11 protein-coding genes and 1 other RNA gene are annotated in these 12,131 nt (G+C 31.8%); 6 read left to right on the top strand and 6 right to left on the bottom strand.

Going from position 1 to position 12,131, the window contains the following annotated elements; genetic code table 11:
• Positions 1-7: 7 nt before the first annotated feature.
• The 6 genes from RBH29_RS12600 to RBH29_RS12575 are packed head-to-tail and all read right to left on the bottom strand — an operon-like array spanning position 8 to position 4,668.
• Positions 8-604, bottom strand: a complete 597-nt coding sequence (locus RBH29_RS12600) for a V-type ATP synthase subunit E (RefSeq protein ID WP_306697249.1) — start codon at positions 602-604, stop codon at positions 8-10.
• 10 nt (positions 605-614) lie between these two features.
• Positions 615-923: a V-type ATP synthase subunit F gene (locus tag RBH29_RS12595; protein ID WP_306697248.1), complete on the bottom strand. Its 309-nt coding sequence runs from the start codon at positions 921-923 to the stop codon at positions 615-617.
• 4 nt (positions 924-927) lie between these two features.
• Positions 928-1,359, bottom strand: coding sequence for an ATP synthase subunit C (locus RBH29_RS12590; RefSeq protein ID WP_306697247.1), 432 nt, complete (start codon positions 1,357-1,359; stop codon positions 928-930).
• 20 nt (positions 1,360-1,379) lie between these two features.
• Entirely contained in the window at positions 1,380-3,287 is a 1,908-nt protein-coding gene (locus RBH29_RS12585) for a V-type ATP synthase subunit I (RefSeq protein WP_306697246.1), read from the bottom strand.
• A 4-nt stretch (positions 3,288-3,291) separates the two neighbouring features.
• A complete protein-coding gene (locus RBH29_RS12580) occupies positions 3,292-4,347 on the bottom strand; it encodes a V-type ATPase subunit (RefSeq protein ID WP_306697244.1) in 1,056 nt (351 codons plus the stop codon).
• 6 nt (positions 4,348-4,353) lie between these two features.
• Positions 4,354-4,668: a hypothetical protein gene (locus RBH29_RS12575; protein WP_306697242.1), complete on the bottom strand. Its 315-nt coding sequence runs from the start codon at positions 4,666-4,668 to the stop codon at positions 4,354-4,356.
• Positions 4,669-5,030: 362 nt separating this feature from the next.
• On the opposite strand from RBH29_RS12575, the gene smpB reads away from it, so the two are divergent.
• The 6 genes from smpB to RBH29_RS12545 all read left to right on the top strand — a co-directional run bounded on the left by smpB (position 5,031) and on the right by RBH29_RS12545 (position 12,046).
• Positions 5,031-5,501, top strand: a complete 471-nt coding sequence (smpB, locus tag RBH29_RS12570) for an SsrA-binding protein SmpB (RefSeq protein WP_459076782.1) — start codon at positions 5,031-5,033, stop codon at positions 5,499-5,501.
• A 26-nt stretch (positions 5,502-5,527) separates the two neighbouring features.
• Positions 5,528-5,915: a transfer-messenger RNA gene (gene ssrA, locus RBH29_RS12565) on the top strand.
• A gap of 501 nt (positions 5,916-6,416) precedes the next feature.
• The gene (locus tag RBH29_RS12560) at positions 6,417-6,752 is read left to right on the top strand and encodes a type II toxin-antitoxin system RelE/ParE family toxin (RefSeq protein ID WP_306697239.1); all 336 of its coding nucleotides are present in this window, start codon (positions 6,417-6,419) and stop codon (positions 6,750-6,752) included.
• Positions 6,753-6,756: 4 nt separating this feature from the next.
• Positions 6,757-7,074 carry a helix-turn-helix domain-containing protein gene (locus tag RBH29_RS12555; RefSeq protein ID WP_306697238.1) on the top strand — a complete coding sequence of 106 codons (318 nt, stop codon included), beginning with the start codon at positions 6,757-6,759 and terminating at the stop codon, positions 7,072-7,074.
• Positions 7,075-7,729: 655 nt separating this feature from the next.
• The gene (locus tag RBH29_RS12550) at positions 7,730-8,929 is read left to right on the top strand and encodes an ATP-binding protein (protein ID WP_306697237.1); all 1,200 of its coding nucleotides are present in this window, start codon (positions 7,730-7,732) and stop codon (positions 8,927-8,929) included.
• A 198-nt stretch (positions 8,930-9,127) separates the two neighbouring features.
• Positions 9,128-12,046, top strand: coding sequence for a PAS domain S-box protein (locus tag RBH29_RS12545; protein WP_306697236.1), 2,919 nt, complete (start codon positions 9,128-9,130; stop codon positions 12,044-12,046).
• The last annotated feature ends 85 nt before the right edge of the window (positions 12,047-12,131 follow it).

Genomic DNA, 12,131 nt, shown 5'->3' with positions numbered 1-12,131 from the left:
CCTACTTTTAGTCTATTTTAAGACAACTTGTCTCAAAGAAACTGTCTTTTGCTTCTTCTAGTTTTTTAGATATTGTGCTGTCAATAAAGGTGTTCATAGTTTTATTAAATATCTTGCAACCACCTATGATTTCATCTTCTGCTTCTTCAAAGGAAGCTTTTGATGAAAGATTTCTTTCTTTTTTTAAAATTAAGTCAATATCTTTTTTTCTTAATAAAACTACTAATTCTCCTTTACCTGCTAAATTACACGAGTTATTTATTAAGTTTAAAAGGTATTTTTCATAGTCCGTACTATTTATAAATTCATTTATTTTTTCATTAATTTCATTAAAGACTTCCTTTTTTATTCGTTCTCTTGTTTCAGACAAGAGTTCCCTAGCCTGTGAAAAAGATTTTGAAATAATGTCATTTTTCTCTTTTTCTAAAAATTGAAGCTCTTTTTTTAAAAATTCCTGTGCCTGTAATTGGAATTCTTCCTTTTTTTGATGCATTAAAGCATCTTTTTCTTTTTTCATTTGTTGAAGTATTTCATCTCTTTTTTTTGTAGCTTCTTCTAAAGCTATTTTACTAAACTTATCCAATTTTTCATTTATGGTAGCCAATAATATCACCTCAAGACTTAAGCCCCATGGAATCTTCTATAAATTTCAATATTGAATCAGGTGGTTTTTTTGATCCGTGCCTGTCAGGTATTTCTACAATAAGTGGATATTTTCTGTTTAATCTTATGTCTAAAATATAATCTGGAACAATATCAACTAATTTTTCAGTGATAAGCACTATTTGTATTTCCTCATCTTTAAACACATCTTCAAAGGCTTTAAGAATTTCTTTTTTCTCGTGAACTACAACTCCTTTTATGCCTGCTAAACGCATTCCTGTAAGAGAATCTACATTATCACTTATTAAAAACATTTTCATATCTTTACAGCCTTCCTAAAATTAATATGGAAACTATCAAGCCATAAATTGCAATACCTTCTGAAAGCCCAACAAATATAAGGGTTTTTCCAAGAAGGCTTGAATTCTCACTTATTGCCCCTAATGCAGCAGAGCTTGATATAGCAACAGCAATTCCAGCACCGATTGCTGCAAGACCTGTTGAAAGGGCAGCCGCTATAAGTCCAAGACCATTTACTTCCTGTGCACCTACTGTTTCAGATCCCTGAGCAAAAACAGGCATGTAACCTGAGTATATTAATGTTGTGGTAAATAGCAACAGACCAAATACTGCCACAATATTAATTCCAAGTATTTTTTTTGCGTTTTTACCAGAAAGACCTTTTTTAATCTGATATACACCTAAAGCTACTGTTAGTAAAATCATAAAAATTGTAAAACCTAAAATAAACTCCACTATAAACCCTCCTCTATTATTTATAATATATTTTCATTTTTTAACGGATGATAGACTTTGCCTCCACCTGTAAAAAATCTTCCAAATAATTCATAGTACTCAAGACGCAGTGCCTGAATACCAACAATCAGTCCTTCTAAAGCTATAATAAGTAGATTTCCTAAAATAATTTCTATGACACTGCCAACTCCCTCTATCATATTTGCCAGCATTAATACTGCCATGAAAAGTCCAGCATGGTTTAAGGCAAATGCACTAAGTCTTATAAATGATAATGTGTTACTTGCAAAGGACAAGACAGTTTCAAACAGTTCAAAAAATGTTTCAACAAAAAAACCAAACTTTTTTTCAGGGAAAACTCTTTTTTTGTGAATGTAATTGTCTATAGGATCTTTGAAAAATATAGCCGTTATTGGCAAAAGCAAACAAAGAGCAATAAAGCCAATTGATACAAAGACCCTTCCAGTATTAAAAAAGTAAAGCACAAACAAAATAGCAAGCCAATAAAAAGTGAAACCTGCAAGTCCATTTTTATCAAATAAAACTCTCACAATGTTTTTTGATTTTATACCGTTTATAATGTTTAAAATCATTGAGGATGAAATCAGTATCAATCCAACAACAACACCAAAAATAAGAAATTCATTTATATTGGCCATAGGTTCCATCCAAAGGTGAGGAATCCAGTCCTCAAAACCAAAAACACTTCCGTACAAAAATCCAAAAAGAATGGATGAAATACTAGCACCAGTTATTACTCCACCTAGCTTAATTTTCTTTTTCATAAGGATAAATCCAAATAAAAACAGAACTAATCCTTGCCCTACGTCTCCAAACATTATTCCAAACATTAAAAAATAAGTTATGGCAACAAAAGTAGTTGGGTCAATTTCATTGTATGAAGGAAGTCCGTACATTTTAACTAAAGTTTCGAATGGGCGAAAGATACTGTTGTTTTTAAGTTCTGTTGGTGGTCTTGTATGTTTAACCATATCAGGTTCTTCAACAATAAAGCTTATATCTTTATATTTTTCAAACACAGGTATAAGTTTATCTAATTCCTTTTTAGGTATCCAGCCTAGGATATAAAAAGAGTCTTTAGTTTGAGCAACGTATTTTTTTATCTCGCAGATACGATTTAAGTTCTGGAATGAATTATAAACCTCAATAGCTGTATCTCTGTTTTCAGCAATGAATTCATCAATACGTTTTTCAGTATCTTTTAAATCTTCTTTCAAAGAAGATATTTTTTCTTCTAATAAGGCTAAGGCTTCGGAAGGAGTACCTTTTAAATCACCTGAAATTCTGGTACGTTCAAAGTATAGAGAAGATAAAATACCATCAACTTTCTCCCAGTATATATCAGGTGTAAAGTATATTATCCAAACCCATTCTTTATCGCTTGAAACAGGAATTAAAATACATTCAAGTTCATCTAAATACAATTGTAATTGATTAAAGCTCTTTTTTGGCATTTTACCAAAGCGAAACTTAATAAACTCAAAATTAAAAAAGCGATTTAAATCTACATCAATATTTGACAACATTTCAAGCTGTTTTTCCACATGAAAGCTTTCTTCGAGCTGGTGTTTAATGTCAGATTTTTTTGATGTTAATCTTTCAAATTCATTTTCAAGCCAGTCCAATTTATTAAAAATATCATCAGAAGGCATAATGTTTTCAGTTTTATGTATGTCAACAAGAGAATTTTCACTAATTCCCATAGACTCTAAAAGAGAAGAACACCTTTTAACCAGTACACAGTGTGAATTATCATCACTATAAGGCGAAAGTCCTTTAATTCCTTCTAAGATTCCAAGGGCATACTCAAGTTGAATGCCACTGTTTGCTATATGGTTTGATACAAAATCATCAAATTGATCTTTTGGTCCTACAATATTTATAAATTTCATTTTTAATATAGACACAGTATTACACCTCACTCCAATGAACTACAACGAATTTTTTTACTTCTTCTTTTGGCAAGCTATATCTTATTCCTTCAATAATTGTAATGATATTTTTTATATCCATTTCTTTAAGACGAAGATATGCCATAACTGTACCAAAATTGTTGTCTCCGTTGTAAAGTTGTTTTTTGTATAACTTATACAAAAAGAACATATAATTCTTTTCCCACATCGGTTCTTCTTCTGATTTTAAAATTTTTCTATACTTTGTATTTGATATAATCCCCTTAAATTCTTCCATATTTTTACAAGACGAAAGATCAATTAGCTGTCTTCTGTTTAAATTATGCCAATGAGGTATTACGTGATTTAAAATAACCTCTTTGGGCATGTCAAAAAATTTTATACATCTGTATATCCAGAATATATTTAATATATCTATTTCAATACCATATATATCATTTACAATTTTCCTGTCACTTCCTGACAAAAGCCTATCTTTAGCATCTAACACCATTTTAAAAAAGTGAATGTCTAAAGCCATTTCTATATCAAATAGTTTCTGACGTTCTTTTATTGTGGCAAAGGGTGCTAAAACATTATAATATTCCGTACCCTTAAGGTTTTCTATAAATTCGGTTACACTTTCAGAGAGTACAAGTTTGTCTCTATCGAGCTCGCTGTACCTAGTCAAAAAAACCAAGGATTCAAATTCCAGTTCATTTGGTTGATCTGTAGATAAAATTCTCAAAATAATTTTTAAGTCTTCGATTTCATATCGAAGAAATATAGTTTCAAGGAATTTTTTTGCCTTACCTCTTAAAAATTTTAAAAGCTTTGCATAATCATTTTGCACAGAAGTTTTTAAAATTTTTTCAAGCTCTCCCCTGTGAACTATATTTTCATTTACGTCCACCAAAATATTGCCATAGTATGTATTGTTTTTCAAATACGCGGCAACATCATGAACATCTTTCTTCTCTATTATTTCATTATAATCATCTTTTGAAAGAAGTTTTCCATAAAGGGATCTTGTCTTTGTAATAGTTGAAGCATATTTAAGATAAGAGCTAACCATTATTGCTCACTCCCCTAAAATATTGCCTAAAAGACATTTTACCCACTTGTCCTTGTTAGAGGCCATCATTCTATTTAAGTTTGAAGCTTTAGATTCTGCATCATGGGTAATTTTTTTTGCCTGCACATTTGCATAATTTAATTTATGATCTCTTTCTTTTTCAATTTTTTGAATAACAGAAGAGAAAATACGATCCCTTTCTTTTTGTATTTCTTCTTTTATTTGAGCATCTGAATGATATTCACAATTGTGAAGTACTTCGTTTACAATGCTCTGAGCTTTATATTCAATTTCAACAATTTTTTCAACTACTCTATCCATGTTTTAAACTCTCCAACAATTATAATTAACTAAAGTAATGCCTTAGAAATAATTTGGTATTCTCAAGGACAAAATCCCAATGAATTAAAGGGTTTTGGTCGACGAGAATCGGATATTATTACTTAGCCATTACTAAAAGGCATGAATTCAATATATCACAGTCAAATGATGAAATCAATAGCTTGTAAATTTCTGGCTAAAAGATTTTAAAGTCTTGACATAGAAGCTTAAAGTGTTATAATTAATAAATGTAAGCAGATAAATTACCCTTTCAAGCAGGAAGGGTTATTTTTATCTATATGGAATGTAATAAGCATTTTGAATTCAATTAAATAATAACTTTAGTTTAACAGGCGGTTGGTATAATGTCAAAAGAAGCAAAAAAGGTTATTGCACAAAATAAAAAAGCCAGAAAAGAATATTTTATAGAGGACACTTTAGAAGCAGGCATTGCTTTAGTTGGTACTGAAGTAAAGTCTATAAGAGCTGGGAAAGTTAACCTTAAGGACAGTTATGCCATTATAAAAGATGGTGAAGCGTTTATAGAGGGTATGCATATTAGCCCTTATGAGCAGGGAAATATTTTTAATAAAGATCCTCTAAGAAGAAGAAAGCTTCTTTTGCACAAATATGAAATAAACAAGCTTGTAGGCTATATTCAGCAAAAGGGAATGACATTAGTTCCAACTGAGGTTTATTTTAAGAGAGGTAAAGTGAAAGTTGGTTTGGGTGTTGGAAAAGGTAAAAAGATTTATGACAAGAGACAGGATATTGCAAAGAAGGATGCCGAAAGACAGATTGAAAAAAGGTTAAAGGATAATTTAAGGTATTAAATTTTGACAAGTTAATATTTATATATGGGGGCGTAATGGTTTCGACGGGGTTGTTGAAACTGGAGTAGCGGGTAGAGGATTCTCGTTGGCCTCTTTAAAAAACGAGAGTTTAAATTAAATGCTAATAACGATAATAACGTTTTAGCTGCTGCCTAAATACAGGCAGCCCGTCAGTCTAGGGTTCCTGCACCTTGGGTAGCTGGCGTCATTAAGTCAGGCCTTTTGCATGGGAAGGTTAAATGCTAAAACTACCGTAGATGTATCCTTGGTCTGCGGCGGATTTAAAAGGATACCAAGCTGTATAGCCGGCTCTTAGGCGATGCAGTAAGGGAATGTTTAAAGTAAGAGCTGCACCCGGAGAAGCTCTTGTGGAAACAGTTTCGGACAGGGGTTCGATTCCCCTCGCCTCCACCATATTAAAACTCAAATTTTGATACAATGTAAAGTCACTGATTTCAGTGGCTTTCGTTGTTTTTAGGGGGGACAAGTTGATTCAATATGTACTACGTGTGAGGCGTCGTCTAAAAATTAATTTCCATTTTTCTTCAATAGCATCGGAAAGATACATTCAAGAAGCGTATAAGTCAATACCGGGATCACTAAAGCTATTAAAAAGATGGATACAAGCATACAAACAACACGCAAATATTTAAAACTACTGCAGGAAGCTAATATTAATCCTATTCCGTTAGACAATAGTATTAATTTTTTGCCGAGTTTATTTTTAGATGAGTCATTCAGATAAAAAGTACTATTAGAATTCCTGCAAAGCATTTTGATGATTGGATGAACAACTTGAATAAATCAGCATAAGTGAATTGACATGAATTGTGGAGAAGGTGAAAAGTCCTTCTTTTTTTTATTTGATTTTATCCTATCTGATAGGGTATAATATAAATAGGTGGTGAAAAAAAATTGGAGAGAGAATTTGTTTTTACCAATGAATTTTTGAAGCGATGGCAAGCAATTGGACTTTCAGAAGAAGACTTGAGAGAGCTTGAAATATTTCTTTGTAGCAATCCAATGTCTGGGGATGTTATTGTTGGCACAGGTGGAGTTAGGAAGCTAAGATGGCAAATAAAAGGGCAAGGAAAAAGTAGTGGATCAAGAGTTCTTTACATAGATTTCACATCATTTGAAAGAATATATATGTTGACTGCATATACTAAGAATGAAAAGTCGGATTTAACAATGGAACAGAGAAAGATACTTTATTCTTTGGTAAAAAAGCTTGAAGTAGGAAAGGAGTAGTTATATGAGTAATTTTAATTTGTTTGAAAGTATAAAAAACGGATTGGAAGAGGCTTTAGACTATGAAAAGGGTAAGTCAACGAATATAAGAGTAAGAAGGGTTAAAGTTGAACCTATACATCAATATACATCACAAGAGATTAAAGATATAAGATTAAAAGCAAATCTTTCACAATCTGCTTTTGCATGTTTTATGGGAGTATCAAAAAAGACAGTTGAAGCATGGGAGGCTGGAATAAATATTCCACAAGGTTCTTCTCAAAGACTTCTGGAGATTATAAGCCGAGATTTAACAATACTGCATCAGTATATTGAGCAGTAACAATAAAAGACAGTTTAAGAAGGTTTATTTAAGGGGTGCTTTGAAATTTTTGCATATGAAAAAGAAAATGAATGAAATCCTTTTTATAAAAATTTATAAAAAAGAAAATCGCAAAAATCCTTTTTATAAATTCGATTATTTAATTTATTAGAGATGAACAATTTAAGGCAGTCAAATTGAAAAAGCAAACAGAAGTAATATTATAAAAGGTGAAGATGGTAGCCAAAGAAAGAATAGTAAAGACAGCTATAAGAAAGTGAATAAGTGATGTAGAATTTGTAAATAAATATTTAGAGACATTTAAATAATTCTGGTAAGGTCACAGCAGAAATTGCAAAAGCCTTTGCAGAAAGCTTGAAAAGGATAGGATTGTTCAGGAGAGGCTTTTAAGAGAATCGGAGGAAAGTGATGAATTTTAATAACTTTGAAAGATTAGTTTGAGTGATTAGACAAATTAAAAAGGATTGCAATTGTATTGCAGTCCTTTTATAATGCCATAAATCTATTGTAGAAATCCTTCTTAGTAATGTCTCAGAATAGTGAGATTTTTCACAAAGGATTTCGATATAACAAAAAATAATTTATAATTAATCTTGAGATTTCGGTATAAATATGATATTTTGATAATATACTATTAATGAAAGGATGTGATGAAATGATAAAACGAGAATTATATATGACAAAAATCCGTCCATTTATGAATCAGAATATTGTTAAGGTACTGACAGGAATAAGACGTTCTGGAAAATCAGTAATGCTTGAATTAATACGGGAAGAATTAAGTTTGCAAGGAGTATCTGATAGGAATTTTTTATCTGTTAATTTAGAAAGTAAAAATAACGAATTTATATCTTCTGTTGATGGGGTTTATGCATATGTTCGCAATTTTGCTTTTTCAGTTACTGGTAAAGTATACTTGTTTTTCGATGAAATACAAGAGCTTGATGGTTGGGAAACTATGATTAATTCTTGTATGATAGATTTTGATGCTGATATCTATATTACAGGTTCAAATGCAAAGTTATTATCAGGAGAGCTTGCAACCTATCTTGCAGGGCGATATGTTGAGTTTAAAATTTTTCCATTTTCCTACAAAGAAATATTAGATATTAGTCCTGATAAAAATAAAAGAGATGCATTTCAAATATATCTTACAAGAGGGGGAATGCCTTTTTTGTATCAGTTTCCAATTGATACAAAAAGTGCTATGCAGTATCTGAGTGATATTTATGATTCCATAATTTTGAAAGATATAGCAACAAGAAATAAAATACGTGATATAGAACTGCTTAAGAGACTTATCCAATTCTTTGTGGCTAATATTGGGAATGCATTTTCTGCAACTAATATTTCAAAATATTTAAAAAGTGAGATGAGGGGTGTTTCTACTGAAACAATCTACAACTATATTGATTATTGTAAAACAGCTTGCTTTCTTCATTTAGTTCAACGTGAGGACGTAATTGGAAAAAAACTTTTACAATTTCAGGAGAAAATATATATTGCAGACCACGGAATCCGTGAAGCTATTTACGGGAATAACATGCGTGATATAAATCAGACACTTGAAAATATTGTCTACATGGAATTACTTCGTCGTGGATATGATGTTAGAGTTGGAAAGAATAATAAGAATGAAATTGACTTTGTATCAGTACTTGGAAATGAAAAAATATATGTTCAGGTGACATATATTCTTGCTTCAGAAGAAACTGTTGAAAGAGAATTCACGGTTCTAGAATCTATTCCTGATAATTATCCAAAATATGTTGTTTCCATGGATGAAATCGATAGAGGAAGAAACGGTATAAAAAATGTTAATATTCGAGATTTTTTGTTAATGGACAAATACTAATACCGCTTGGGAATTTTAAAAAAAGGTTCAGTTTTCGAAAAGGTATATTAACTTGTCCAACCAAGGGGACTGTTCCCCTGGGCCCCTTGGTTCCCCTGGTTTCCCCTGGTTTCTTCAATTACTTACTAAGTACTTGAAATTTGTCACTTTTTGAGATATATTAAAAGGGCAAGTACCTTTTGTAAGGAGGTAGAAGTAATGGCAAACAAGTCTTTAGAAAAGCCCCAAAATAGTAATTTGGATGATAAAAGTAAATTACTAGATAAATTATCTCATCAAGTGCCAGGCGTCATATATCAATATTTAATGCGTCCTGATGGGTCATCTTGCTTTCCTTTTGCAAGTGAGGGCATCTGGGATATATACGAGGTAACTCCTGATGAAGTAAAGAAAGATGCTACCAAGGTATATTCAAGAATTCATCCAGATGACTATGATAAAGTTGTAGAATCAATTATGAAATCATTTAAAACCATGGAAATTTGGAAAGATGAATACCGAGTTATTTTGCCCCAAAAAGGATTAAGTTGGGTTAGAGGATTGGCAAGACCAGAAAAACTTTCAGATGGAAGCGTACTTTGGCATGGCTACTTAAGAGAAATAAATGAACTTAAAGGAATAGAAGAGGAATTTGAAATTTTTTTTGAAATCAATTTTGATTTGCTTTGCTTTGCAGACTTAGATGGGAATTTTATTAAGGTTAATAAGGCTTGGGAAAAATTACTTGGATACTCGGTAGAATTCCTTGAATCCAAAGGATTTCTTGACTTTGTTCATCCTGATGATATTACTAGCACTTTAGATGCTATTAAGACACTTGCGAACCAAAAAGATGTTATTAGTTTTGTCAATAGATATAGGACTGTTAATGGTGATTATAAATACATAGAATGGTGCTGTCTTGCACAAGGAAGGATAATTTATGCAGCGGCAAGAGATATTACGGAAAAAACACTAGAAAAAGAAAAGCATGAGAAAAGAGAAGAATACTTAAACACAATTCTTGATACTACTCAGGATGGTTTTTGCTTATTAGGAGAAACAGGAGAAATAGTTGATGTAAATACAGCTTTTTGTAAAATGCTGGGGTATGCTAGAGACGAACTGCTTAAACTATCTATTAGAGATATTGAAGCTAAAGAGTCGGATGAAAAGATTAAAGAAAGGACTAGTAGAATAATAGATAATCACTCAGAAATATTTGAAACAAGATACAAAAGAAAAGACGGTTCAATATTTGATGTAGAAATCTCAGTAACCAGTACGAATAAAAATCCGAGGAGTTTAATATGCTTTTGCAGAGATATTACATCGAGGAAGAATTCTGAAGCAGAAGTATCTTATATGAATGATCTTATGCATTACATAATAGAGCATAATAGAAGTGCTGTGGCAGTGCATGATAAAGATTTAAACTATAAATATGTAAGTAAAAAATATATTGAAACATTTAGGATTAAGGAAAAAAACATCATAGGCAGGCACCATTACGATGTTTTGCCTGACTTGCCTCAAAAGTGGAGAGATGTACATAAAAAAGTATTAAAGGGTGAAGTTTCAAGTGCTGGAGAAGATCCATATTTTAGGGATGATGGAACGGTAGATTGGACACGCTGGGAGTGTCGTCCTTGGTATGAAAAGGATGGAACAGTAGGAGGATTAATAGTATATACAGAGGTTATAACCGAGCGAAAGCTCATGGAAGAACTGATATATAAAGAAAAGGAACAATTTAGAACTACTTTACTTTCTGTTGGTGACGCTGTTATTTCTACAGACACAGATTGTAGAGTTAAGGTAATGAATCCAGTTGCAGAAAAACTTACAGGGTGGACACAAAAAGAGGCTATAGGAAAACCTATAGATAGTATTTTTAAAATAATCAGTGAATACACAAGAAGAAAATGCATAAATCCAGCCAAAGAAGTGCTAAGAACAGGAAAAACAAATCAAATTGAAAACCGTATAGTATTGATATCAAAAGACGGCAAGGAAACACAGATTGAAGATACAGCGGCTCCTATCAAGGATAAAAAAGGACATATTACAGGGGTTGTAATAGTGTTTAGAGATTTCACAGAAAAAAGGGAAAAGGAAAAACAAATAGAGTATTTAAGTTTTAATGACTATTTGACAGGCTTATATAACAGGCGATACATGGAGGATTCAATTAAAAGACTTGATAGTAAAAGAAGTTTGCCATTTTCAATTATCACTGTTGATGTAAACGGACTCAAACTCACAAATGATGCTTTTGGACATGAAATGGGTGATAGGTTGCTTAAAGAGGTTGCAAATATAATCAGAAAATCATGCAGGTCAACGGATATAATATGTAGAACTGGTGGGGATGAGTTTGATGTGTTATTACCTAATACAAATTCAAGAGAAACTAAGGCAATTATTAAAAGGATTAGTGAGAAAGCCGCCAATACTAGGATTGAATCCATAATAGTATCACTTGCTATTGGATATGCAGTTAAAGAGAATGAAGAACAAGATATTTTTGAAATCCTAAAAGAAGCTGATAACAACATGTACAAAAACAAACTCAAATTTGGTAGGATTATGAGGAGCAAAACAATAGAAACAGTATTACTTAATATAAATAATAAGTATGATAAAGAGCAAATACATACTGAAATGGTATCTCAGTTTTGTGAGATTATTGCAAAAGGACTATGTCTAAATGAAAGAGAAATAGATGGAATTAAGGCGGCAGGCATTTTACATGATATAGGAAAGATTATGGTTCCACCCGAAATTCTCAATAAAAAGGAAAAACTAACAGATGAGGAATGGGAAATAATCAAAAGACATCCTGTAACGGGTTATCAAATACTTAGAGGGGTAGATGAATACGCGTGGTTAGCAGAATTTGTACTTTATCACCATGAAAGGTGGGATGGAAGGGGATATCCAGAAGGATTAAAAAAAGAGGAAATACCTTTGCAGGCAAGAATAATAACTGTGGCAGATGCATATGAGGCTATGACGGCACAAAGATCATATCAAATAACAAAGGTTAAAAATGAAGCCTTAACAGAGCTAAAAAGGTGTGCTGGCACACAGTTTGATCCTGAAATAGTTGAAGTTTTTATAAGGATGATGAACTAATTGGCCAGTAGCTAGACATGAAGAAATTACCTTTAAAATAATTTATAAAATAAATACATAGGCGTACTAATTAATGATATAATGA

Origin of the sequence: Herbivorax alkaliphila (assembly GCF_030848475.1) — a bacterium.
Taxonomy (GTDB): Bacteria; Bacillota; Clostridia; order Acetivibrionales; family Acetivibrionaceae; genus Herbivorax.
The sequence above is the reverse complement of the archived record's forward strand: the minus strand, read 5'-3'. Positions and strand labels throughout refer to the sequence as shown.